This is a genomic window from Algoriella sp., assembly GCF_036647415.1.
In the GTDB taxonomy this organism is placed as follows: Bacteria; Bacteroidota; Bacteroidia; order Flavobacteriales; family Weeksellaceae; genus Empedobacter.
Window position 1 is genome coordinate 1 of the sequence record NZ_JAVXKG010000026.1, and the last position, 24,750, is coordinate 24,750.

The 24,750-nt window shown below is 27.8% G+C and carries 21 protein-coding genes and 1 tRNA gene; 8 read left to right on the top strand and 14 right to left on the bottom strand.

Going from position 1 to position 24,750, the window contains the following annotated elements; all coding sequences use genetic code 11:
* Positions 1-1,100 precede the first annotated feature (1,100 nt).
* The 5 genes from RSC72_RS11160 to RSC72_RS11180 all read left to right on the top strand — a co-directional run bounded on the left by RSC72_RS11160 (position 1,101) and on the right by RSC72_RS11180 (position 5,142).
* Positions 1,101-2,138, top strand: coding sequence for an o-succinylbenzoate synthase (locus RSC72_RS11160; RefSeq protein ID WP_332545415.1), 1,038 nt, complete (start codon positions 1,101-1,103; stop codon positions 2,136-2,138).
* Complete coding sequence (locus RSC72_RS11165; RefSeq protein WP_332545412.1) at positions 2,135-2,740, top strand: DUF1684 domain-containing protein; 606 nt, start codon at positions 2,135-2,137, stop codon at positions 2,738-2,740. The genes RSC72_RS11160 and RSC72_RS11165 overlap by 4 nt, the downstream gene beginning before the upstream one ends.
* Before the next feature lies 1 nt (position 2,741).
* Positions 2,742-3,764, top strand: a complete 1,023-nt coding sequence (locus RSC72_RS11170) for an AMP-binding protein (protein ID WP_332545410.1) — start codon at positions 2,742-2,744, stop codon at positions 3,762-3,764.
* Positions 3,765-3,858: 94 nt separating this feature from the next.
* A complete protein-coding gene (locus RSC72_RS11175; RefSeq protein ID WP_332545408.1) occupies positions 3,859-4,731 on the top strand; it encodes a tetratricopeptide repeat protein in 873 nt (290 codons plus the stop codon).
* 30 nt (positions 4,732-4,761) lie between these two features.
* Positions 4,762-5,142: a hypothetical protein gene (locus tag RSC72_RS11180; protein ID WP_332545407.1), complete on the top strand. Its 381-nt coding sequence runs from the start codon at positions 4,762-4,764 to the stop codon at positions 5,140-5,142.
* A gap of 53 nt (positions 5,143-5,195) precedes the next feature.
* Here the strand turns inward: RSC72_RS11180 and RSC72_RS11185 are convergent, their stop codons facing one another.
* The 3 genes from RSC72_RS11185 to RSC72_RS11195 form a co-directional block, all read right to left on the bottom strand.
* Entirely contained in the window at positions 5,196-5,534 is a 339-nt protein-coding gene (locus RSC72_RS11185) for a hypothetical protein (protein ID WP_332545406.1), read from the bottom strand.
* A gap of 107 nt (positions 5,535-5,641) precedes the next feature.
* On the bottom strand, positions 5,642-6,667 hold the full coding sequence (locus RSC72_RS11190; RefSeq protein ID WP_332545405.1) for a pirin family protein: 1,026 nt from the start codon (positions 6,665-6,667) through the stop codon (positions 5,642-5,644).
* A gap of 99 nt (positions 6,668-6,766) precedes the next feature.
* A complete protein-coding gene (locus RSC72_RS11195; protein WP_332545404.1) occupies positions 6,767-7,519 on the bottom strand; it encodes a tetratricopeptide repeat protein in 753 nt (250 codons plus the stop codon).
* 76 nt (positions 7,520-7,595) lie between these two features.
* On the opposite strand from RSC72_RS11195, the gene mce reads away from it, so the two are divergent.
* Positions 7,596-7,994: a methylmalonyl-CoA epimerase gene (gene mce / locus RSC72_RS11200; protein ID WP_332545403.1), complete on the top strand. Its 399-nt coding sequence runs from the start codon at positions 7,596-7,598 to the stop codon at positions 7,992-7,994.
* Between the two features lie 89 nt (positions 7,995-8,083).
* Positions 8,084-8,157: transfer RNA gene (locus tag RSC72_RS11205), tRNA-Ile, on the top strand.
* Between the two features lie 63 nt (positions 8,158-8,220).
* On the opposite strand, the gene RSC72_RS11210 is transcribed toward RSC72_RS11205, so the two are convergent.
* The 7 genes from RSC72_RS11210 to RSC72_RS11240 form a co-directional block, all read right to left on the bottom strand.
* Entirely contained in the window at positions 8,221-11,337 is a 3,117-nt protein-coding gene (locus tag RSC72_RS11210) for a hypothetical protein (RefSeq protein ID WP_332545402.1), read from the bottom strand.
* Positions 11,327-11,860, bottom strand: coding sequence for an ABC-three component system middle component 1 (locus RSC72_RS11215; protein ID WP_332545400.1), 534 nt, complete (start codon positions 11,858-11,860; stop codon positions 11,327-11,329). The genes RSC72_RS11210 and RSC72_RS11215 overlap by 11 nt, the downstream gene beginning before the upstream one ends.
* Positions 11,844-13,202 carry an ABC-three component system protein gene (locus tag RSC72_RS11220; RefSeq protein ID WP_332545398.1) on the bottom strand — a complete coding sequence of 453 codons (1,359 nt, stop codon included), beginning with the start codon at positions 13,200-13,202 and terminating at the stop codon, positions 11,844-11,846. Before RSC72_RS11220 ends, RSC72_RS11215 begins: the two co-directional genes overlap by 17 nt.
* 3 nt (positions 13,203-13,205) lie before the next feature.
* On the bottom strand, positions 13,206-14,270 hold the full coding sequence (locus tag RSC72_RS11225) for a ComEC/Rec2 family competence protein (protein WP_332545396.1): 1,065 nt from the start codon (positions 14,268-14,270) through the stop codon (positions 13,206-13,208).
* Between the two features lie 2 nt (positions 14,271-14,272).
* The gene (locus tag RSC72_RS11230) at positions 14,273-17,302 is read right to left on the bottom strand and encodes a type ISP restriction/modification enzyme (protein ID WP_332545394.1); all 3,030 of its coding nucleotides are present in this window, start codon (positions 17,300-17,302) and stop codon (positions 14,273-14,275) included.
* Between the two features lie 93 nt (positions 17,303-17,395).
* Positions 17,396-20,011: a KAP family P-loop NTPase fold protein gene (locus RSC72_RS11235; protein ID WP_332578508.1), complete on the bottom strand. Its 2,616-nt coding sequence runs from the start codon at positions 20,009-20,011 to the stop codon at positions 17,396-17,398.
* 75 nt (positions 20,012-20,086) lie between these two features.
* Positions 20,087-20,353: a helix-turn-helix transcriptional regulator gene (locus RSC72_RS11240; protein WP_332578509.1), complete on the bottom strand. Its 267-nt coding sequence runs from the start codon at positions 20,351-20,353 to the stop codon at positions 20,087-20,089.
* A 339-nt stretch (positions 20,354-20,692) separates the two neighbouring features.
* Here RSC72_RS11240 and RSC72_RS11245 point away from each other — a divergent pair, with 339 nt between their 5' ends.
* Entirely contained in the window at positions 20,693-21,229 is a 537-nt protein-coding gene (locus RSC72_RS11245) for a hypothetical protein (protein WP_332578510.1), read from the top strand.
* A 7-nt stretch (positions 21,230-21,236) separates the two neighbouring features.
* On the opposite strand, the gene RSC72_RS11250 is transcribed toward RSC72_RS11245, so the two are convergent.
* The 4 genes from RSC72_RS11250 to RSC72_RS11265 form a co-directional block, all read right to left on the bottom strand.
* Complete coding sequence (locus RSC72_RS11250) at positions 21,237-21,773, bottom strand: hypothetical protein (RefSeq protein WP_332578511.1); 537 nt, start codon at positions 21,771-21,773, stop codon at positions 21,237-21,239.
* A 193-nt stretch (positions 21,774-21,966) separates the two neighbouring features.
* A complete protein-coding gene (locus tag RSC72_RS11255) occupies positions 21,967-22,815 on the bottom strand; it encodes a toprim domain-containing protein (RefSeq protein WP_332547045.1) in 849 nt (282 codons plus the stop codon).
* A gap of 197 nt (positions 22,816-23,012) precedes the next feature.
* Positions 23,013-24,266: a primase-helicase family protein gene (locus tag RSC72_RS11260; protein ID WP_332547043.1), complete on the bottom strand. Its 1,254-nt coding sequence runs from the start codon at positions 24,264-24,266 to the stop codon at positions 23,013-23,015.
* A gap of 111 nt (positions 24,267-24,377) precedes the next feature.
* Entirely contained in the window at positions 24,378-24,656 is a 279-nt protein-coding gene (locus RSC72_RS11265; RefSeq protein WP_332547041.1) for a helix-turn-helix domain-containing protein, read from the bottom strand.
* Positions 24,657-24,750: the final 94 nt, after the last annotated feature.

Genomic DNA, 24,750 nt, shown 5'->3' on the forward strand with positions numbered 1-24,750 from the left:
GGGAGGAAAATAAGTAATAAAATACGCAGCAAAAATGCGCAATTTTGTATAACGAACCTTGTATTTGCGAAGAACGGGGAGAATTTGAACGAAGTTCAATTTCGTACGTTCAAGCAAATTGCTCATTTTATGAAACTAATTTAAGTAGAAGTTTTCATAAAAGCAATTTTGCGAGCGGAAAAAGCTGGGTTGAAAGTTTACTTTCAGCCCGTTTTTTCGTAAATACAATGTTATACATTGTTGCGAAATGTTTGAAAAATGGAAGAATTGGAGTTTTGGAATAAGTTTTAAAGTTTGAAAAAAATGATTTCATTTTAGAAAAAGCAGAATTTATGGTTTGAAAATATTCAGATGAAATAGTTCGAAAAATTATGAAAAAAGACTTTCGGAAATAGGAAAATATTGTTCGTTTTAAATAATGAAATTCAAGAAAAAACAACAAAACAGAATTCGAATAATTACTAAACTTGAAATAAATTTTCCTATAATTTTATAAAAAGATGAAACGTAGATTTAGAAAATTTTACTTTTATTTTCATTTATAACGCTCGAAAAATAACTGAATCCGAAGTTTGAAAATAGTGAGAAATAGAATTTAATTTGGGATGAAATATGTAATAAAATACACAGCAAAAATGCGCAATTTTGTATAACGCTCGTCGGATTTGTGATAGTCCAAAATTTAGTAACGAAGTTACGTGAATTTTGGATTTCTCAAATCCTATGATGTACGCAGTTCGAGCGATAGCGAGAATTGTGGATATCATAGGATGTAATCCGACGAGCGATGTAGCGCAATTCATAGCGGAGCGAAGAATTGCGCTACATCATTGTTTTTTTACGAAATAAAAATTTAGTTAGTTTCGTGAAAAAACATCTATATCTGTATTTCGTTAAATAATCCTCTAATATAATTATTTTTAAGGAAATTAGATACTTATGGAATAAAAAAAATGTGGGATAGCGAAGTAAATTGATCTTAATTTAAAATATAGAGTGGTGGATAGCGAAACAATTTTGTCAGATTCTTTTACATGAATTATGTTATTTTTCATCCAAAACATTTATCCTAAATAATCATATTTGTCTAACTTTGAAATATGAAAGCAAGTTTTGAACCTTATACGTTAATTTTCAAAAATCCGAGCGGAACTTCGCGTGGTGTTTTGACAGAAAAATTAACTTATCTTTTTACAATAGAAGAAGATGGAAAGGAATATATTGGCGAATGTGGTTTGTTTGTCGGATTAAGTTTTGATGATCGCCCAGAATATGAAGAAAAATTGCAATGGGTTTGTGATAATTTAGATTTGGGAATCGAGGAACTTTGGTCGCAATTGCGCGAATGGCCTTCTATTCAGTTTGGTGTAGAGCAGGCTTTTCAGAGTTTGTTTGCCAATCGCTATAACGACAATTATACAGATAAATTAAATCCAGATTTGTACGAATCTGCTTTCTCAAAAGGAGAGAAGGGAATCCAAACAAATGGATTGATTTGGATGGGTTCTATCGATTTTATGCGCGATCAAATCAAAGAAAAATTAGCAATTGGTTATACATGTCTTAAGCTTAAAATTGGTGTTGATTGGGAAAATGAATTTAAAATTATTCAGCAATTGCGCCAAGATTTTTCTGCTGAAGAATTAGAATTACGTGTTGATGCAAATGGTGGATTTACTTTTGAAGAGGCGAAAGTTGTTTTAGAACAATTAGCAGAATTAAAAATTCATTCTATCGAACAACCTATCAAAGCAGGAAATATAGAGCAAATGGCAGAATTGTGTGCAACAACGCCAACGCCAATAGTATTAGACGAAGAATTAATCGGAATTGTTTTTCAAGAAGATAAATTAACACTTTTAGAGAAAATAAAACCGCAATATATTATTCTAAAACCAAGTTTGGTTGGTGGAGTTAGAGGTTCTTTAGAATGGATAAATGCTGCTGATGCGTACGAAATTCCGTTTTGGATTACATCTGCATTAGAAAGTAATGTTGGCTTAAATGCTATTGCGCAATGGACAGCAATTCTTTATCCAGAAATGCCTCAAGGTTTGGGAACTGGCGGATTATTTACCAACAATTTTCCCAGTAGATTAGCGTTAAAAGGAGAGTTTTTATACAGAAATAAACCATGAGAAATAAATTATTTTTAGCACTTACCATTTGTGTGATTTTGGTAAGTTGTAATTCTACAAAACAATTGATAAAAATCGAAGATATTCAACTTTATCAAACAAAATTGGCAGCAGAATATACAAATCCAAAAACAACGCCTTTGGTTGATGAAGAACGTACAAATTTTAAAGGAATTACGTTTTTTCCTATTGATACAAAATATATGGTTAAAGCAAAATTTACACCAATAGAAAATGGTAAAATAATTCCGTTTCCGACTTCGGCGAAAAAGATAAAAAATTACAAAGAATACGGAACAGTAACTTTTATGATAGATAATCAACAACAAACGTTGACGGTTTATCAATCTTCACCAATTATGGAGAAGTACGAAGATAGTTTGTTTTTGCCTTTTATGGACGAAACAAATGGCGTAACTTCTTATGGTGGTGGTCGTTATTTGGATTTGAGTATAAAGGATTTGAAAGACGAAATTATCTTAGATTTTAATCAAGTTTATAATCCATATTGTGCGTATAGCAAGCATTATAATTGCCCAATTCCACCAGCGAATAATATTTTAGATGTAGAAATTAACGCAGGGGTAAGTTATCATAAATAGGATGTTGTATTTAGATTTTTCTCAAGATAATTTTGATATTCAAACCATTATTCCACAGAATGATTTTGAACAATCTGTAAAAGACTTTTTGGTTGATTGGTTTTCTGATTCTGATGTTATGATTGTGCATACTTCGGGTTCTACAGGAACGCCGAAAGAGATTATTTTGACCAAAAAAAATATGCGAAAAAGTGGAAATATGACAGGAAAATATTTGCATTTACAACGTGGTAATTCTGCACTTTTAGCAATGCCAGTTACGTACATTGCAGGTAAGTTGATGTTAATTCGTGCAATAGAAATCGGTTTGAAATTAATTTGTATTCAACCAACTTCTCATATTTTGTTAGATGAAATCAATAATGGGATTAATCAAAAGTTAGATGCAATAGATTTTGTTGCTTTAACACCAATGCAAGTCGAAAATTCGATAGATTTTGTGTTAAAATGTAAGAAATTAATTATTGGAGGAGCGCCGCTTTCAGATAAAGTAAAACAAGAGCTTTTTTCGTTTGATAATGAAGTTTACGAAACGTATGCAATGACAGAAACGATTACACATATAGCTTTCAAACAAGTTGCAAATCATAAATTTCCGAATATAAAAAATGCTTTTGAAGCTTTTGATGAAGTAAAGATTTCGCAAGATAATCGTGGATGTTTGGTGATTGATACGCCTTACGACGGTTTACAAGTTGTGACAAATGATATTGTAGAAATTATTGATGAACATACTTTTAATTGGATTGGACGCGCAGATAATGTTATAAATTCGGGAGGAATAAAACTTTTTCCAGAACAAATAGAAGACAAAATAAAGCCATTTATTTATTCAGAATTTTATATTACATCAAAAAAAGATGAAGTTTTGGGACAAAAATTAATTTTAGTGATTGAAGGTTCGGTACAAGAAATTGATTTATCAAAAGCTAATTTAACCAACTATCAAGTTCCAAAAGAAATCATTTTTCTAGCTGAATTTCCACGAACAGAAAGTGGAAAAATAAAAAGACAACAATTTTAAAATAGGAAAAATCATCAAGAAATTGATGATTTTTTTGTTTGATGAAACAAAACTCCTCAAAAAATCTTAATTTTATCCTACTAAAACCAATATTGTGGATTATAATCGATTATTTAATGACATATTTTTTCTGATTTTAGATGATCAAGTAGACGAAAATCAATATCCAGTCTGGAAAAATTTTACGTTTATTCATAATCCAATTCAACAATTAATTAAAGCGCAAGATTTACTAAATCAAGTGCTACAAGAGTTTCCACGCGATAAAAAAGCGTTATTTCTGAAAGGTGTTGTGCAACGAAATCTGAATTTTAATGAAGAATCTATTCTGTATTTATTAGAGGCGAAAAAGGAAGATGATTATCTGTTTGCAGCCAATTTTTATATTGCGGAATATTATATACAAAAGCTGAAATTTGAGGAAGCATCGAAGTATTTGCAAGAGTTAGAAATTGTATTTCCGGCAAACAAACGTTTTTTATTTCTTTCGGCTTTGGTTAATTTGGAGTTATTTAATTTTGATGAAGCGAAGCGTTATCTTAACCTTTTGTATCAATTAGAAGAAGATAAATTTGTGTTAGAAATGTTGAGTAAAAATCTGCAAATTACAGAAGAAATTGTCCTTAATACTTCGAATCGATTGGTGTTGAAAAACTTTAAATTGAAGAGTTTTAATTACAATCTTCAACTCAAAACAAATTTGATTTCGTTTTATAAAAATTTTGCTGATATTGGTGTTAATTTTAATGGGATAAATTGTTTTATTTTGGCTTTAACTCTAAAGCAAATAACACTTTATCCGAAATTTGAGAGCCTTGAAGTTTATAATGTTCAAACCGTTTTAGATTTTATAGATGTGGATAAAAAAACAGTTAAAATGCGATTAGAAGATATTGATTTTGAACATGATTTTGTGCAAAATTATACTGAATATTTAACGGTTGAAGCGTTGTTAAAAGAGGATTAATTTTTCTATTTTTGCAAAAATATATATACGATGGAATTGGTAAATAATAAGGAAGATATTTTTGATAATGTAGAATTATTTTTGGAGTATTTGGAAATGGGAACTCCGCAAGAACAGGAGAAAACTATTCAATTAATTAAAGAATCAAAAACATTTTTAGTGATTGACGCTGATGAGGTTTTGGTTTTTGTGCCAAGTAGTTTTGCAGGATTTAAGGAAAATTCTATCGAAAATTTTATGGGTAAATTATCTGAAAATACAACCAATGATATTTTGACTAAAATTATTGGTTCTACACCAAAAATTGATAAAACGTATGACGAATTATTTCTTGATTTTTGCGATGAAATAGAAATTTCGCGCAACGATGTGGGAATTTCTCGCGATTATTGGATTATAAAATCAGTTTGATAAATAAAAAATCCTTTAAGAATTTAATTCAATAAAGGATTTTAAACTATTTTTTAACTAATTGCATTATGCAACGGTTTATTTATAGGTTTAATGCCTTCTAAGGCACTATTTATTTCACATTTTAACAAACCACTTCCTCCACCAAAATGATGAATTTGTATAATATTTGTGTAATTATCATCAACCCACTTTTCTGTTTCTTCAACTTCAGAAGTTCCAATTCCACTGCTGTATAATAAGATTTTGATTGGATTATTTTGTAAAATTACTTTCAAATCTTCTTGTTGAATCGCAGGAAAAGCTTTCCATTCTTCATTATTATTGATAATACGTTCTAGCGTATCAATGATTTCTTTATTTTTCCCGAAAACAGCTATTTCTATTTGCATAATGTTGTCTTTTTTGTAAAGTAAGTTATTTAAAACTTGATTTGTATTGATTTAAGTTAAATAAATTTATAAAAAAACTCAACTTTGTAGTTGAGTTTTACTATTTTCTAAACGGCTGGTTTATCAATTACTTTATCAAAATCGTAACTTGCAAAACGTCCTGCATCTTTCGGATTTACTAAATCTGACTCTTTGTCGCCCCATGGCCAACCTCCAAACTCTGTTTTTCGGTATTCATTAAAGGCTTCTTGTAACTCTTGTTGCGTATTCATAACAAAAGGTCCATAAGCAGCTACAGGCTCGTTTATAGGCTCTCCTTCTAAAATCAAAATTTTAGCTGGAGAATCACCATTTATAATTTCTATTTCTTGATCTCCCATCAAATCTGCTAATTGATCTTGTTGTAATTTGTAAGAATCTATATCAATAGTAGATTTTCCGTCATAAAACAAAACATAACGCTTCATTGTAGAAGATACATTAGGCAAAGTAAATGTAGTGTTAGGGTCTAAGGTAATCATTGCAATACCTACGTGATTGTTAGGATCTGCAGCCCAAGAATTTTTAAGAGGATCTACAGATTTTACACCTTGATATTCTCCTAAAACAACTTTTACATTAACATTTGCACCATTTTTATCTTCAAAATTACCTTCAGGTAAATTCTCTTTCCAAATCATTTTATAATCTGGATCGGTTAATTTATTTTTTCCAGGAAGATTTAACCAAATCTGAAATAAACGTAAAGGATTTTCTTTGTCATCATTTACCAAAGGAAACATTTCTGAATGTAAAACACCAGATCCTGCGCTCATCAACTGCACATCGCCTTGTCCGTATCTACCTTTTGATCCTTTAGAGTCAAAATGATCTGCAAAACCTTCTGGCACGATAGAAATAATTTCAAAACCTCTGTGTGGATGATGTGGAAAACCCGGAATTTTTTCTCCGTGATACATTCTCCAATCATTTTCAGGATTAAAATCGTTACCTTTTTTTCTTCCACTTAACGATTCATTTGGTCCCATTTCTCCATTTCCTTTCGGAAATTTATCGTAATGATGAACTCCCATAATATATGGATCGCTAATAGGCATTGGCCCGCTTACTTTTGATATATTTTTAACTTTCATAGTCTAAATTTGATGTCTTTATATAAACAAATTCTATACCCAAACATTTATTTGCCAATATGTCAGTTAATATAATTGATGAAAATAATTTACTTATTTTTAATTCAGATTTTCTAAATAAGAAAGTCTTTCCGATGCTAAATAAAACTCAGGATTTAGATGTAAAGCCTTTTTATATTCCTCGATTGCTTCTGTCTGTTTCTCTAATTTTTCTAGAATTGCACCTCTGTTGTAATACGACAAGAAATGTTCTGGATTAAGATTAATTGATTGATTAAAATCTTCTAAAGCTTTTTCTAAATCTCCAACAACAAAATATGTATTACCTCTATTGTAATATGATAAGAAATGTGGTTTCATCTCAATCACTTTTGTGTAATCGCTAATTGCTTTGTCAAATTCTTGTAGTTGATCGTAACAAAATGCACGATTATGGTAACATGATTCGTAATCTGGATTAATTTCTAATGCTTTGTTGAAATTTGCAATTGCATCATCAAACTTGTTCAAATTCATCAACACATATCCTTTTTGATGATAAGCAACAAAACTTTGTGGATCAATTTCGATCACTTTATCAAAATTTTCTGCTGCTTTTGTCGGATTATATTGATTAAAATTTGCCATACCTCTATAGAAATAGAAATTAGGATTTTTTGGATCCAAATCTATCGCTTTATCAAAATCTTTGATTGCATCAGTATTTTGCTTCATATAATATTGACTTAATCCGCGTCCGAAATACGAATTAGCCACCTCAATTTGTCGTTTAATCGATAATGTAAAATAATCGATTGCTTTTCTATACTGACCTTTTCGGAGATATAGATTTCCATCATCATAAAAACTCATAGTTCAATATTACAACAAACTCTCGAAATTTTAAATAAAAATTTTAGAAAACTCTATCTTTACAAAAAGACATACAATGAAAATAGAACATATAGGTATTGCGGTAAAAGATTTAGGAATTTCAAATGATTTATTTGAAAAATTATTAGGAGCTAAACCTTATAAAGAGGAGCAAGTAGAGTCGGAAGGAGTGCGAACTTCTTTCTTTGAAGTTGGAGAATCTAAGATAGAATTGGTCGGTTCTGAAAAAAAAGATAGCGCAATTGAAAAATATTTAGAAAAAAATCGTGAAGGAATTCATCACATTGCTTTTGGTGTAGAAAATATGGAATTCGAAATTGAACGTCTTAAAAATGAGGGATTTATTTTTATAAATGAAACACCAAAATTAGGAGCAGATAACAAGCGTGTTGTGTTTTTACACCCCAAAACGACCAATGGAGTGCTAGTAGAGCTATGCGAAGATGTAAAATAATTTTGTTATTTAAAAAATAAGCATTAATATTGCACTCGAATTAAGCAGTAAACCTCAGCACTGAGGAGTAATTTAAAGCTATAAATTTTGGTCCTATAACTCAGCTGGTTAGAGTAGCTGACTCATAATCAGCAAGTCCTTGGTTCGAGCCCAAGTGGGACCACTTAAAATCCCGATAAACGCACTGTTTATCGGGATTATTTTTAAAAGGGGGTTGGTTTGGGGGTTAATATTTGACTTTTCCAAAAGCTTCTAATTCTAAAAACTTTGAATCAAACAAATTTGGTGGCATTTTTTTCATCAACAGATTATGAAAATTCTCATCATGAGTTGATAGAATAATTTGTTTACCCTCATTAACAACTAGGCTTCTAAATAAATCAACAGTAGATAAAACATTTACACTATCCATGGACTGTATAGGATCATCAATGAAAACACAATTATATTCTATTGAATTTAAAGCACTTGCTAAAAATATGCTTAAACTTAATATATTAATTTGAGCAGTGCTAAAATATAGATTTGGTATTAGGACATTTTCATTTTTAGTATTCTCAACAAAAACATCCAATCTTGGATGATCATAATCAAAGTTGGCCTTAAATTTTACTGACTTAAATTCGGGATGTGGATCTATTTTTTTATATAGTTTATTGATCAATTCTTCGTGGAAGAAATTTTTGATTCGATTTTCAAGATAAGTTCTGGCATTGTCGAGTTCTTTTTTTATAACACGTTCTACTTTCTTTTCTAAAAAGTCAAGATCTTTTATAGCATTAGCCAGTTTCAATTTAGCATTTTCTGATTGGAGAAACGGCCAAACATTCTCACTATATTTCTCCAGTTTTTGGTATTCTAATTTTATAGATCGTGTATGTTCCAAATCACTCTTGTATTTTGTCTGCTTATCTTCAATTATATTTAATAGGATCGTCTCGTTCATATGGGACGAATCAATATCCAAATTGTCTTTTAGGAAGTAATCGTAAGTAGTTAATTTGGTATCATTTTCATGAATTAATTTGGCCAAATCTAATTTCTCTTGCAACAAATTCTCTTTTTTAAACGATGTTAGCTGTTGATTAAGAGAAGCATTTTTTTCATTAGCTTCTTTAAGTTCAATAGCCAATTGACTTATATTTTGTATAAGTGAGGAATCTTTTTGGAAAATCAAATTTTTATTAATTTCTTTGTCTGGAAAATATTCATTAAACCATCGTTTTACAAAAAGATATTTGTCATTATTAATTAGACTTTTATTTTCTTCTTTAAGTAAATCTATCTGGTTTTTCAAGAAAAATAACTGCTCCTTGAACCTATCACTGGCTTCTTTATTAACAGAGAGTTTAGGATTAATAATATCTCTTAATTTATTAGCTTCTATTATGTTTGCATCAATTTGTTTTTCAAAATCTTCAATCGACAATCCTTTCAAGTCAAGTTTTTGAATTTTGTTCTTCTCTTTTAAGATATTCAGTTCAACCTCAATACCTTTAATATTCAGTTTTAGACTTTCCAAAGACTGTCTTTCTTCCTGATTTTTAATAGATAGTCCATCTAATTGCTGTGTATAAATATCAAGAAGCTGTTCCCTAGTTTCTTTTATATTTGTAGCTAAATCAAAAATGCGATATTCACTCTTACTTTTTTGAGTAAGAAGTGTTTTCAATGTTTCATCTAATGCCTTATTATTAGTGATTTTTTCAACTAATGTAATGTACGAGCCATATACCTGTTCACATAAAGGACAAGAGGACGCTTGACGTTCATCAACTATAGATAGACCTGTTTTTATAAAATCTGATATTGTTTGATTTAATGTTTCTTGTTGTTTAATAGTTGTGTTAAGAGATTTTAATGCTGTATTTTCATTATAAAGTAATTGCTCACTTTCTTTTAATGTATGCACTAATTCACTTATCTCTCGATTTTCGTCTTTATAAAATTGAGGATATTGACCATCTGTTATTTGCTTGATTATTTGTTCTAAATTCGTAATAGAACTATCTAATTCACGCTGTTCTTTTTCTTTCTTATCTACCTGTACCTTTTTATCGTTTAGTTCCTTATCTGTTTTTTCAATTAAATTATTTAGAAGTTCAGATTCTAATTTTATTTCAGGAATCTTAGTTTTTTTAGTTGCCAATTCTTCCAATTGTCTTAATACCGTTTCAAGTTGGCTTCGTAATTCTATTTCAGTACGATTTAGCACACCCAATTGCTTATTAATATCCTCAATACTATCATCGGTTTGCGATATTAATCTAATTTTCCCCTGTATTTCATTTAATATCCGTTCATATTCCAGAAAATCTGAAATCACCTTTGTTACTAGATTTTTATCATCTATATAATTTTGTTGTAATTTCTTTATATTATCTATTTCTATTCCTATTTTTTCAAAACTTTCAAACTTCTCTATCAGAGTTTGTATTTCGAATAACCTCTTGTGATTTGTTTGATTAATATCTTTAATAGAGAAGTAGGCTTTAATTCCAATAATCGAATCATTGCCTGATTTTAAGATATCTATATATTCTAATAATTTAATCAATTTAGATTCTTGATTACTGGAAATAGTTCTATTTGCGATAATATCTTTGAGTCTCTTTATGTCTTCTTGTGTACTTTCAAGTGACAAAAATGTTAAAGACTTTTCTTTAAAAATTTCTATTAATAATTGAATTTGATTATTGACAGTTTTAAGTAAATTTTCAGAATCTATATTTTGACAACGCTTTTCAAAGTCTGCTATATCCTCTTTAAGTTTATTCTTTTTAGTATTTTGAACAGAATAGGTTTGTTTAAGTTTATTATAATATTCGCTAATTATTGATAATTCAGGTCTATCCATAAACTTCTCATAACGATATTCCCCGTCTTGTTCAGTAAGAAATGCAGTTATCCATTCTTGGGATAAAATTACTTTGTGAAATTCGTGAGTAATAGGTTTATTCTTTAAATTTAAATCGTGAATTTGATTACCATGCTTTTTAAATTTTTTAATAATAGGGAGATTATTAGCAGAATCTGTTGTAATATTTACATATGTTTCTCTTTCCTCAGGTGAATTAATATTTCTTATAAAAGATAATTCGTTTTGTTGAGTTTGACAATCCGCCAATTTATCAAGTTCTCTATTACCTACAAAAAATCTATTTATAGAACCTGTTATACCATATTCGACTGCGTCATAGAACGATGTTTTACCAAATCCATTAGGTGCGTACAATGAAATAAAACCTGCTGGTTTATCTGACACTGTTGTTAAGTCAAATGTTGCGTCTTTAGGATCGTCATATATTCTAAAACCAGAAATTTCAATTTTTTTAAACTTCATCGCTCTCTACCTTTTTTAATTCTTGAATAATTTCGTCAAGTCCATTCTTGATATCTTCTGTAATTTTCTTTTTATAAGGAATTTCATTTAATATTTTCCAAATATTTAGATTTGGTTGGAATTGATTTTCTACAAAATCCATAATAGACTGTATTTTTATATCATCATTCTTTATATGTTCTTGAATAATTATTTCAACATCTTGGTTAGGATATATAATAATTTTTCTACTTGAGAATGTGTCGTTTTCAATGATATATTTTAGATCATCTTTTATTTCTTGTTCTAGAATAAAAAATAGATAAATATTCCATACACTAAATTCATTTCTGAGCGACGATTGAAAATGTACAGCGATAAATTCAGTAATAGCTTTCCATTTATTTGTTAGATTTTCTTCATCTTTAATATTTATAAAAAAAGTTGGAATAATGCCACCAAAATTTATCTCACTATATTCGAATATGATATCAGGAAACTCATCTTTTATATCAGATCGTAATTCTTCAGTTAAATAGTTCATGGTATTCTTGCTTTAGTTTAGTTAATAGTTGTGCTTCATCTAGATGTTCATATTCCTCTAGTTTATTAATAATGCATTCTGTTTTATAGTAATCTAGATGAACAAAATTAAATGACTGAAAAGGATCAATGCCAAAGTCCGTTCTAAAACCTCTAACATCTTGAACTTTAGTAATATTACGTGGTATTCCGTTAGCAAACTTAAATGGTTTTTTTGGTGCGTTTTTAGAGTTTATCACTACTGTATTACCTTTTTTCAAGCCTGTATAGTCTGACTTTGAAAGTTTATCTTTAAATAGCGTTGTACAATCCTCTACGTGAGTATATTTTAATCTAACGCAATCAAATATTTCAAGCAATAGTTTTTCATCAAGATTCTCATCTTTTACTATATTGAAAATGGTTAAAAACTCAAGCCATCCTATCCAAATATTTATTGTATCCAAGCAACTGAATTCATCCTCATCAATCAATAATTTATAATTGAATAGTTTTTTTATACTTATAGGAGTTAACCCTGAATTTATTACTTCAAAAGCTTTATTTCTTAAGTATGTTCTAGTATCTTCTATTTTATTTTCGTCAATAAAGTCTACTTCCAGTGTGAAAGCAATATCTTGAAGAAAATCAAATTTACCTAAGTAAGTGGGATGTAGTGGAGTTAGCAATCCATTGTTTTCCTCATAATTGATTATCTCAGAAAAATATTTCATAGGAACAAAACATATTTTACCATTAGCCCAGTTCGCATGTTTCATTTCGCTTTGTATTCCAATAATATAAATATTTTCGCCTTGGATTGAAAGTATGCCCCCACCTGACATCCCCTCAATTTGAAGCTTGTTAAGAGTATCATTTATTAGCTGTGCATTTTTTAGGCCTGTAGCTGGTAATCCTAAATCTCTAATCTTGTAGTCGGTATCCTTGTTTCCAATTGCATTACCCCGCATTTGATTAGGAAATCCATACAATGAATAAGTGTCAATTTTATTAGGAATTTCGATTGATATTATTTTGTCGAACCCTTGTAAAGAATCAATTTTTAAAATTGCAGCATCAGCTTCTTTATGAGGAAAATAAGTTTGACCTTTTGTTAGAACAAAGGGAATTATTTGCTCTTGCCAATGACCATCAACATTAACTTGCCTCATAATTGATATTTCTGTTCCGTCTTGAGTTACAAACTTTATATCATTACCATCTTTATCCTGTTTTACACCTTCAAACAGATGCTTAGCAGTCAAGATATACATATAACTATTTTCAGCTATGATAGGTTGAAATAAACAACCACTTCCATCCATTACCCGAACAGTATACAGCTTTAATTCATCTAATGTCATAATTTAAAAATCTAGTTCTTTGGTTATTCGGGCTTTTATATAAAAATCTTGTCGATCTTGTGGATTAAATATATCATTTCGAACATGCTCATAATTAAAGTGAAAAATTGCTTTAGGATTAGCATTTATTATTCTAGCTAAAGTTCTTTTATTGGGATGATTATGCCCAGAACTATCGGTACTGATAAAGTAATTTTCTGTTTTTACAATTTTTAACAGTTCTTTGTTAGTATTTGCCTTACTACCATGGTGAGAGACCTTCATTAAATTTACTTCTAAAGGATTATCTTTGTTATATCCAAGTGCTTTTAATTGTTTTATTACACCTTTGGGATGTGAATCGCCCAAAAATAAAAAGTGTTTATCTTTAAAAGTCATTATAAATGAAATAGAGCTCCCGTTTTTCACACTACGATCCTGGCTAAATTTGAAGTCAGATTTATTTTCTTCTTCAATAAAATCTTTGATGTTTTTATGCCAGTCTTTTCCTTTACCAGCAGTATATGCGGAATCACCAGTTTTATCTTTATATTCTTTTAGAAGTCTAATTAATTGTTCTTCACTAGGAGATAAGATTTGAATTTTTATACCACATTCCTCAATTTTTTGCCCCTGAATTATAATCTTTTTATTCCAAATATCTTTGTCAATTAAATAATCCTCAAAATCTATTGCTTCGTGAACTCCCGTTTTGGTATCTGAAAAGATTTTTAATCCCACTCGTAAATCTTCAATTTCTGGTTCATTGAGATAAGTTGCAATTAATTTCCCAGAATTAAACCAAACGTTTTTAACCATTTCATAGGCTTTATCATCTAATTCAAACCACTTTAGTAAACCACATATATGATCATTGTCTATATGAGTTAAGATTAGAAGATCTATCGTTTCACCACTGTCTTTAAGATAATCTAACTCAGTTTTTAGATCACCTTGTGTATTTGCATTTTGAGAATAATACGTTTCAGAAGTACCCCCATCTATTAATATATTACGATTTTGTTTGCCATCGTTAAAAGAAATTAAAAAAGAATCCCCATTTCCTGCTTGTAAAAATTTTATTTTCATTTTTAAATTTCAAACGTGTTATCAATTTCTTTCATTAATCGGTCTGTTTCCGTAAGCGCTACAATTATTTTATTGTAGTGCATAATATCCTCGAAACCTAATTCAATTTCTTTACGGTCTTTTAACCATTTTTGAGCAGGTTGATAACCTCCGATGTAGAAATTCCAAGCGACTTCGGGTACATTATCAAAGTATTGTGTATCGTTAATATATACTTTACCATCTGCATATTTTGGTTTGCCAACAATGTTAGATCCATCTATAGGATATGAAGAAATAAAATCATCAACTTTAGGAGATTCTAATAAATGTATTTCTCTAATCTGTTTTCCTAACGCTACAAGCTCCCAAAATTGTTTTTGGTCTGTTGGGTAAGGTACACGAGGAAAATCGATTTTAAGGAACTCTTTATACGTTTCTCGATATTTTGGAGAATGTAAAACCGCATAGATATAATCTAAAATATCTATTGGATAAAATTGATTCGTTTCTTCTGTTTGATTTGTGTAATCAGGTTTTTCGGGTGAAAAGTGTAATCCTAATTTTTCTCCTATTTCATTTACGATCTCCATATTAAGATTTGGAGTTCTTTCTGTAGTATCTACTATACTCGTTTGATTCAAATTTTTATATTGATATAGAGGTGCAACGTTTGATGTTGAAGTTGTACCTGGACGAACAGCACCTTGATCACTTAGTTCTTTAGTTATAAATGGTGTATTTATATCATTATTCGAAGAACCTCTTTGAAATATTAATCCAATATTATTAAAACCTATAAAATGTTTCATAGTCTTAATTCTAGATCTACCAATTTTTTTTAAATTAAAATCAACAAATCTAAAATCGAAAGCTTTAAATAAATAGACTTGGTTATCTTTAGTGTCAAATTTTTTAAAATTAACTAATTCTTTATCATTATGTGTTCTAATACAAGGAGATGATTCTAAAAATAAATCTTTTACTGAAATGTAATTATTAAATCTATACTCTAAATTTGAATCAACGAGACTCCAATGCTTGTCTCTTTCAGCCTCTAATAATTTCCAATTTATTGAATTTATATTTTCAGAGTATAAAAAATCATATTTAAATTTTCTTGATCCTAATAAATCAAAAATTCTTAATTTATTTGAATCCTTTTTACCATTTGAAACAAATATATTTATTGATACTCCAGTTAATATATCAAAAACATTTTTATCAATCTTCCCATTTTCATCATATTCTTTTTTAGTTGAATCACCATGTAAATCAAGTATATATATTGAATCAAATGTCTTTATTAAAGAATTTCTCATATTCTTAAAAGTAACACCATTAACAAATGCATTTGGACATATGAATGCTAAAATTCCACTTTTATTTTTTTTGATTAATTTCTCGGATAAAGCAATGAATTTAACATAATCATTATCCAATGAAACAGTATTTCTTTCGTTTAAATTTTCCTTGTAAATAGAGATTAAACTTTTAGTAAAATCATTATTATTATTTGAATTTCTATTATATGGGGGATTACCAATAACCACCATTATAGGCGTATCTTTCTTAATAACATTGGCTTGTGCACTTTCGTCCGAAAGCCAAGAACTAAATAATGTACCCGTTTCTTTATGTGCATCTTCTAATGAATTGGTTAAGAATATACGAAAACGTTGGTCGTCTGTGCTTTTATACCCTGTTTCTTGCAACAACATATCCATTTTGAGATGTGCCATTGCATAAGAAGCCATTAATAACTCAAATCCATTCAAACGAGGGATCAAGTCTTCTTTAACATATTTTGGCCACAAACCTTCCATCCCTTTAAATTTTGAATGAATATGTTTTACGGTTTCGGCTAAGAAAGTACCTGTACCAGTTGCAGGATCTAAAATTTGAACGCGATGTATTTCTCTTTCTTCTTGTTTATATCCAGTAGATGAACGCTTATCAGGATTTTGTGAATCAACTTTGATTCTTGTTTTAGACGTATCGGCTAATCCACGAGGTAAACCAAATTCATCTTTCAAAATATCATCTACTGCTCGTACTATAAAATTTACCACAGGTTGTGGCGTGTACCAAACTCCTCTAGCTTTACGTAATTTACTATCATATTCAGACAAAAATGTTTCGTAAAAGTGAATTATAGGATCTTCCATCTTGGTAGATTTTCCAAAATTCTGCATAATCTTGGCTACATCAGTTGCTAGGAAAATAGAGACTAATTCGTCAACAATCCAAACTAAACGATCATCTAAATCAAAACCTGCAATATCTTGGAATAACTTACGTAGAAAGGGATTAGATTTTGGGATTAGTTCAGCAGCTTCTAAACGAGAAAATGTTTCTAATGTTGGATCGTTATAACGAGCAGCAAACATCCCATAAGCAATTGTTTGTGCATAGATGTCCGCAAAAGATTTATTATTAATATCGTGGATTAACATTCGTTTGAAAGTATTCATCTGATATTTTAAATCAGAAGCTCTCTCATGTTTATCATCATCATTTAAAGATTTTTCGATAACATCAGCCATTAAACGTGCCTTACCTGCTAATAATTCAGCAAGACGTTGTGGACTTTTTATAGTTTGTGAAACTGTTTCAGCAAAGTTTTTAATTAAACTTGTAAATGTTTCGAAGTTTTCGGGTTTAGCAATTATTTTACCATCTACTAATTCCGCAATTTCAATACTTGTTGTTTTTTCTCCATCACGATAAAAGTCAAAAAGCATATAATCCGTAATGATTAAGTTGGATAAACCATTACGGTATCTATCGAATTGCTCTTTCAGTGTTTTGCTGTCTAATTTTACACCAATATCTTTTGCTTCAATATATCCTACAGGAATATTTGCTTTACCTTTGGTTAAAACATAATCTGGTGCGCCACAAGCTACACGAGCAGGTTCATTAGTTACTAAAATATCTGAAGGTAGAATAGAGGCTAATAATGTTTGTAAATCACCTCTGTATGAGTGTTCTCGTGCATTACCTGTTTGATAAAGTCGGTTTAAATTTTCTAAGTATTGTTGGGTTGTCATTTTAAGTTTTAATATGATTCTAAAATTACAATATTTTAGATTAAATTAAAAAGAATTAAAATGCGTTAAAGTAGTGTTGATTTGGTTATATTGTTAAAAGTTTTTTCGATACTTTGATTTTTCTAGTTTTTCAATTAAAGGAGGAAAATTGATGTTGATTTTATTATCTTCAATCATTAAATCCTTATTATTATCTAAATCACCTAATTTGTTCATGAAATCAATAAAATCGACTCTAAAAAATGACGGATTTTTTAATTGTTTATAAAAAGATTTAGATTGTAATATTTTTTTTAATTCATTATAACTACCAAAAATTTTAGGTATTTCTTTAGAAATGCCAATTTTGTTATCATTTTTTTCATCGTAATAAAAACTTTGTGTATTCACAAAACCTACTAAAATACTATCAAGATCTTTTTTCATAAATTCTTGAAATATTACAATCGCTTTTGGATGAATAAATTTTTCTTCAAAATGTCTATTATCTATAGTTTTCCATTTTTTGAAATAACAATTGTAAAATAATCCCCAAAAATCTGAGTTAATTGTTTCATTATTTTTATTAAAATTTTCAAAGAAATTAACAACTACATTATAAAATTCGTCTTTTTTGTAAAATTCATTTTCATAGATATTTTCATCTACCATTTTACAGTAATGTATGATAGAATAATCATAAGAAGCTTTATTTAGAATATCTAACACAAAAGACTTTAGTTCAGTATAGTTACCATTATAGTATATATCACTAAATTCTTTTATTCTTCCGATTGTATTATACCATAAAGTTTTATAATTAATATTGATAAAATCACTAGAAATTTCATAAATGTAAAAACATATTGATATTAAATTTTCATAAATCTTTTTACTATCTAAATTATGATAGTTTGTATTATAAAGATAATATAGCACTGAGTTAAGTTTACCTTCAGATATGTATTGATTAATTCTTAATACCATTTCTTGATATGATAAATTAATAAAATTATTAAATTCCGATTTAGTTATATCTGAGTCATTTAATTCTTCTCTAAAATATTTTGAGAGATTTTGTGATTTATTAATAGATAAATCTGAGTAGTGATATCCATATCTAGGGAAAATATTATCTAATAAGTTACCAAGATTTTCAATCTCTTTATCGGTATAAATTTTAAATTCTTCAATTACATTTTTTATTAATGATTCTTTGAATGATACATCATTGTGAAAATCACTTTTAGCAGGGGCTAGAGTAAGAAAATTTTCATGATAACTTACAGATTGATAACTCTTGCTTTGAATCAAATATCCACCTTTAAACAATAAAAGATAAACATTGTAATACTTAAATTTAATCAATTGAAGTATTAGATAATCTTTAAAAACTACATCATCTTTAATTGAAGAATAATTAAAACTGAAAGCGTTAGTATATCGTTTTATATCTCGAATATTATGTAAAATATCTTTAAAATTAATTGTATGATAAATATTTACTCCATTAAAAATAGAATTTATATCTTCTTCTTTATCGGGATGATGGTTTATCATAATATATTTTGACACCTCTTTTATAGCATCAGGTGTAAGAGGAAGCAATTTTATTTCCTCTACAAAAATTTTCTCAATATATTTATTTGAGTTAGGAATGTTTAAGTTATTTAAAGATTCAAGAATATAGTCTTTATCGTATGCGACGATGTAATAAAAATTATAAAAATTTGCAGTGTTTCTTATTAGTTTTAGAATATTTAATATTTCAGAAGGCTGTAATCTATCTAAATCATCAATAAATACAATAACTTTTTTATTTATTTCCTTTAATGTATTATTTATTTTTTCGAACTCTTCTGTTTGATTTTTCTTATTTCTAATATTTAATATGTTTATTATATTTTCTAATGTGCCAGTTTTATCAAGTTTAATTACTGAATCGCCATATTCTTTAATATCTTTTGAAATAGAAAAGCTATATTTATTTATATCTGTTTCAATGGTATTAAAAAAATCTTGAGCTATATTTTCAGAGCTAATATTTAACCAAGGATTAAAATCTATAATTATACAATTATTTGATTTATAATTTAATATACTCTTTTTTAAAAGATTCATAAAAGAAGTTTTACCTTCCCCCCATTTACCTGTAATTCCAAATGCAATTGATTCTTCGTTATCTAAATTGATAATTTTTCTTTTAACATTTTCAATTATATTGTTTAATACTAATAAATCATTTTCTGCACTTTTAATTGAAACATCTTCAGTAAATGCTATTTTTTCATTTTGTCGTTTCTTTCTTTTTTTAAGCTTATTTAAAGTAAATAACAGCAATGGAATTAGACAAATAAAAATTAATATGTCAAAATAGTAGATATTTGAATATGATTTTATGCTTAATAAATTGGTAGAATATTTAAATCTTATAATAATAAAAAGGATAAGGATAAAACTAGTTTTTATTATTTGACTTTCTTTTATATAATAATTGTTTTTAGCCTTTGGGATAAAATAATATAGAATTGAGAGAAAGATGAAAATAGTAAAAACTAAATCTAATAAATATGTTGAATTAATATGAATTAAAATTTCTTCTACTATGTATTGTTGAAATTTTGCAGATATTAAATCAAAAAATGCGATCAATATGATTACACAAAAAATATAGATTTTGTTCTGATCTATGAATTCTTTTATTTTATCGTTAAAATATGATAGTTTCAAAATGTTGATTTTATTATTTAAGTTATTAAGTGCTATTTATATAAAATCAAAAATACTTAGCTTCCTTATATTAAACTAATACATTGATTTACTATTGTCTAAATCTTCAATTTTATTTGATACTAATTGATTTAGAGAATTCATTTTGTCAAAATAATGTAGAACTTTTAATAGTGTTTCAAGTGTTGGGTTTTCTCCATTTTCAAGATTAACAATTGTGTAACGCGAAAGTCCAAGTTCATTTGCCAATTCTTCTTGCGTTAATTTTTCGGATTTACGCATTTTTTTACACCATTCTCCAATATTATTTTTAACATCTTTAATTGTAATAAAGTCAAGCATAAATGTAAATTATATTACACAAAATTAATATTATTATACAAATTGTTGATTATAATAAACATTATTAAAATGATTAAGGATTTAAATTTTCATATTTGTAAGCGTAATAATGAGATAAATTTAGTAATCATTTTCTATCTTTACATCATTAAAATAGTAATTACGTATGCGTAAGCTATCGTTATTTGGTTAAAGAAAACTGCGAATCTTCTATACATCCAAAATTTCGATAGACTTACGCTCATGCCATATAGTGGCGTGGGCTAAGTCTTTCTGGATGTAGGGTTCTTCGCAGTACCTCTTTAACGGATTGTATTTAGTTTCACGCCATTTTTATTTATGGAATATCTACAAAAATTATCTGAACGAGGAAAAAGTCCATTGCAAGTAATCAATCTTATTTTCAATCTTATTTTGTTTGAAGACTACAACAAATCTATAGAAAAAGAAAATTATACTAAACTCAATCCTGATTTTATAAACGAAGTAAAATTGTATCAAAAAACTAATGATATTGGAGTTGATAATCAATATCTACTTAATAAAATCAATGATTTTTTAATAATTGAAAATCCTTCAATTAAAACTGCTATAATTTATTTGGTTGTGAAATCTCCTAAATTAATGACGATTACAGAATATTTACTAATTCGTAATTCTCTGAATTATGATTCATTAGTACAATATTCATTTAATGATTTCGAAAACTTCCTTAATAACAATAAACAAGACTATAGAATTAAAATGTTTTTATACTTTTATTTTCAAGATGTTTATGATATCGAATTTGAAAATGAGTATATTTCTAAAGAAGAATATGAAAATAAATTAGATTATTTTTTGAATAAATCAATTGAATATTCAAATTTTCTTTAACACGATTTTAAATCTTATTTAATTGTAATTTGAGTTGATCCATCAATCGATTATATTCAACCAAATCAATTTCCACAACATTTTTTTCTCCATTAAACTTACTTTTCTTAGTTTGATCTAATTCCAAAATCTTAGATTTGATATCATCTAAATTAATATTTTTTTGTGGAATTTCTTTTTGAGGAATAACACTCAAACTTTCTGCAATTTCAATTACTTTATGTGTATTGGAATTAGTTTGATTAATCATATCAATCATTGTTTTATTTGTGTTTATATACTGCGTTTTTATTTCAAAAAGTGTAGGATTTAAACGTTTATTTATAAACTCACAATGAATTTTTGATATAGTTCTTTTGAGTTCAAAAATTTGTTTGTGCAAAGAAATATTTGCATCTCTTGGTGATGTTTCGTTATCAATAAAAAATTTAAAAATATCTCGAAAAAGATCATCATAAGTTGGATAATTATATAATCTTTTCATCTTAATTGCTTGCTCTCTTATTGACTCATCTAATTTAAAAGTAACTAACTTATTTTTCATTCTACTACTTTGTTAATATTGTTAATACTACTGATATTTAATATGTTATATTTGAAAGTAGTATTTTAAAGGGTATGTTAATACTACTTTTGTTTTATAATCATTTGAAAAACATGGAAATATGCAATTAGAATCGGTTACCCGCGATTCCCTCTTGCTATTTCCTAATTTTACTAAAAACTATAATTTTTGGCTATTTTTCAAAAATTATGAATTCATTCAAATCCTTATAATTTTTATAAAAATTTGAATCATTTTTCACTTTAGTTTTTAATTCTGTTTCTAAGAAATTTGTTGCAGATTTTCCAGCGTCATCGTGATCAAAATAAGACTGAATAGATTCATATTTATTTATCAATTCTATATTTTTTCGAAGTAAAGCAATTGAATTTAAAATCAGATAATCGTATTCAAATTCGTTGGTTGGAAATAGAAAAATGTAACTGATAAAATCGCTCCAACTTTCAAAAATTTTTAATTGATTTTGATTGTTTTTAATCAAAGAAATATCTTTTTTGACCAAACACATTTTGACATATTTGTTTCGAATTTCAAAACCATTTTGATTGTTTGGAAAAGCTATTGCGTAATATTTTTTATCATTCAATTTATAATGAATTTCTTTACAATATCGTTTTACAATTTCCAAAGGTAATTTTCTTTCTTCCAAATATTGAAGCAAAGGAAACGATGAAATTTCTTTCAATTCCAAAATTTCATATTCATTTTTTGTTTGATTTTTTTCAAATTGAAAATCATTTTGCTTTTGAAAAGAAAAAGAATTTTCGTTGAATTTTTGAATGATTTCTTTAACCGAAATATTTTCGAGTTTAGAAATTAAATCAATTAAAGTTCCTCCAAAACCTTCTCCAAAATCATAAAAACGATTGGTAGAAACATCAATTTTAAATGAAGCTGTTTTTTCATTTCTAAATGGACTTAAATACCAAAAAATATTCTGTTTACTATTTATTGGATAAATATCTTTTTGAGCTAAATAATCAATCATTCTTATTTGTTTGTTTATTGTTTTGCAATTCATTTTCTGTGTGGTTAAGATTTTACAAAATTTTTGATGATTGATGACAGAAGCTTGTATTTAATTTATTATCAATAAAATAAGCTGTCATCACTTTGTCATCAATCATCAAACTCAAAATTTATTTTCCTATTTCTGTCATCAAACTAAATTTTGATGACAGTTTGATGACGGTTTTGATGACAGTATTTTATTATATTTCAAATAGTTATAAGGCTGTCATCACTGTCATCAAAAAAATGACGTATTTCGCTGAAAATTATAGAATAGTATCTTCCTTTACGATCAATTTTTACGAATTCACCATGTGGTAAAAATTCATATCCTTCATATTTATTTGAATTATTAGAAGGGGTTAAGTTTAGAGTTTTTAATACGTTTCTTGCGTCATTTATTTCAATAGAGTTTCGTCCATGAATTCTTTTAGAAATAGATTGAATATCTTTCGGAGCAATCAAAATTTCATCCTCATTAAAATTTTCATGAATTTCATTCAAAATTTCAAATACTTTTTGTTTTGCATTTTCATTCTCATAATCCATTAATCTTGCTAATGCCTTTGTTCGTATTTGCTCTGGAGTGAACCACATACGTGTTTGTTTCGGAGTTGAATATGAAATTCGAATTAAATAGTTTAAAAAGAAAGGGATTTCCTTGTATAGATGCTTATCAAACTCAGGGTTTTTAGTAATTGAAGGGATTTTTCTAACCCAGAATCGAGTTTCTTTCTTATCGATTTTGATGAAATTCTTTTCAAAGTTGGAAGTCATTACGAATTTGTAGAATGATTCGACTTCTTCTTTATCTTTTCCTTTGCTTTCAATCTTGTTTCGGTCTGCTGTACTAAGGAATTTAATACGTTCTGTTACCTGTTGATTATCTGTAATAATTTCATCAACCAAAACTAAAAGTTTACCATTTAAATCCGAATTGAAGTTGTTTACAAACGAATCTGCATTGATAAAAGTGGCATTGAAAGAGAAAATTTTGCGAAGCCATTTCAGAAATGTACTTTTTCCTGTTTCACGTTCTGAGGAAACCAACACAAGTACAGGTAAAATTTGTGTTGGATTCTCTAATAATATTTTGAGATAATCTAAACCCAATAAATATTGTTCTCCGAATATATGTTTGATATATTGAAGGGTATAAGGAATCTTTGATTGTAGTTCTTGCAAATCAATTTCTGACTCAATTTCGATATCATAATCTAATGGATGATAAATATTATAGAAATCTCCTATTTCACGCTCATAATTGATATGTTGAGGAATACAGCAAAATCCGTAATATTTTTTGATAGCGGATATATAATCTTTACCAAGATCATTTACAATGGTTTCTTTGTTCCAAGAAATCATGATTTTCTCGGTATCTTTTGAGATTGTAGGACGTTCAATTATAGCAAAATATGACGTGCCCACTCGAATAAATTCGGCAGAATCTAAGTTCATAATAAATTGTTTGATTAATTGTTATGTCTTATATTTGCCATAGGATTATAGCAAAACATAACGTAAGTTGTTTTTATAAATGAGAGTTTAATGTGGGATTAAACTCTTTTTTTATGCTTTTACTAAATCTTGATTTTGTGAAGCTATTTTGATTAATTGACTTCTTGAATAGATAATATGTCGTCCAATCTTATAGAATGGTAATTTCCCTGCTTTTCTCCAGTTAATAATAGTTTGAACGGTTGTATCAAACATTTCAGCTACTTCAGCCTGTTTCAATCGATCTTCCTTTATAGGGAAGCTTGTTTTCTCAATAAATTTTATTGCTTCATTTTTTCTTTCAAGAGCAGAATTATTTTCAACTCCTTTGTCTACAAATCTATTACTCATAATATAAAGTTTTAATTGTTTTTAACTGATTCAAACTTAGAATGATTTCAGAAACAAAGGTTACACCTATATTACACCTATTACTTAATTGACA

Coding starts and splice junctions, on each gene's coding strand:
- RSC72_RS11160 (WP_332545415.1), top strand. CDS start 1,101: ATGAAAGCAAGTTTTGAACCTTATACGTTAATTTTCAAAAATCCGAGC.
- RSC72_RS11165 (WP_332545412.1), top strand. CDS start 2,135: ATGAGAAATAAATTATTTTTAGCACTTACCATTTGTGTGATTTTGGTA.
- RSC72_RS11170 (WP_332545410.1), top strand. CDS start 2,742: ATGTTGTATTTAGATTTTTCTCAAGATAATTTTGATATTCAAACCATT.
- RSC72_RS11180 (WP_332545407.1), top strand. CDS start 4,762: ATGGAATTGGTAAATAATAAGGAAGATATTTTTGATAATGTAGAATTA.
- RSC72_RS11185 (WP_332545406.1), bottom strand. CDS start 5,534: ATGCAAATAGAAATAGCTGTTTTCGGGAAAAATAAAGAAATCATTGAT.
- RSC72_RS11190 (WP_332545405.1), bottom strand. CDS start 6,667: ATGAAAGTTAAAAATATATCAAAAGTAAGCGGGCCAATGCCTATTAGC.
- RSC72_RS11195 (WP_332545404.1), bottom strand. CDS start 7,519: ATGAGTTTTTATGATGATGGAAATCTATATCTCCGAAAAGGTCAGTAT.
- mce (WP_332545403.1), top strand. CDS start 7,596: ATGAAAATAGAACATATAGGTATTGCGGTAAAAGATTTAGGAATTTCA.
- RSC72_RS11210 (WP_332545402.1), bottom strand. CDS start 11,337: ATGAAGTTTAAAAAAATTGAAATTTCTGGTTTTAGAATATATGACGAT.
- RSC72_RS11215 (WP_332545400.1), bottom strand. CDS start 11,860: ATGAACTATTTAACTGAAGAATTACGATCTGATATAAAAGATGAGTTT.
- RSC72_RS11220 (WP_332545398.1), bottom strand. CDS start 13,202: ATGACATTAGATGAATTAAAGCTGTATACTGTTCGGGTAATGGATGGA.
- RSC72_RS11225 (WP_332545396.1), bottom strand. CDS start 14,270: ATGAAAATAAAATTTTTACAAGCAGGAAATGGGGATTCTTTTTTAATT.
- RSC72_RS11230 (WP_332545394.1), bottom strand. CDS start 17,302: ATGACAACCCAACAATACTTAGAAAATTTAAACCGACTTTATCAAACA.
- RSC72_RS11240 (WP_332578509.1), bottom strand. CDS start 20,353: ATGCTTGACTTTATTACAATTAAAGATGTTAAAAATAATATTGGAGAA.
- RSC72_RS11245 (WP_332578510.1), top strand. CDS start 20,693: ATGGAATATCTACAAAAATTATCTGAACGAGGAAAAAGTCCATTGCAA.
- RSC72_RS11250 (WP_332578511.1), bottom strand. CDS start 21,773: ATGAAAAATAAGTTAGTTACTTTTAAATTAGATGAGTCAATAAGAGAG.
- RSC72_RS11255 (WP_332547045.1), bottom strand. CDS start 22,815: ATGAATTGCAAAACAATAAACAAACAAATAAGAATGATTGATTATTTA.
- RSC72_RS11260 (WP_332547043.1), bottom strand. CDS start 24,266: ATGAACTTAGATTCTGCCGAATTTATTCGAGTGGGCACGTCATATTTT.
- RSC72_RS11265 (WP_332547041.1), bottom strand. CDS start 24,656: ATGAGTAATAGATTTGTAGACAAAGGAGTTGAAAATAATTCTGCTCTT.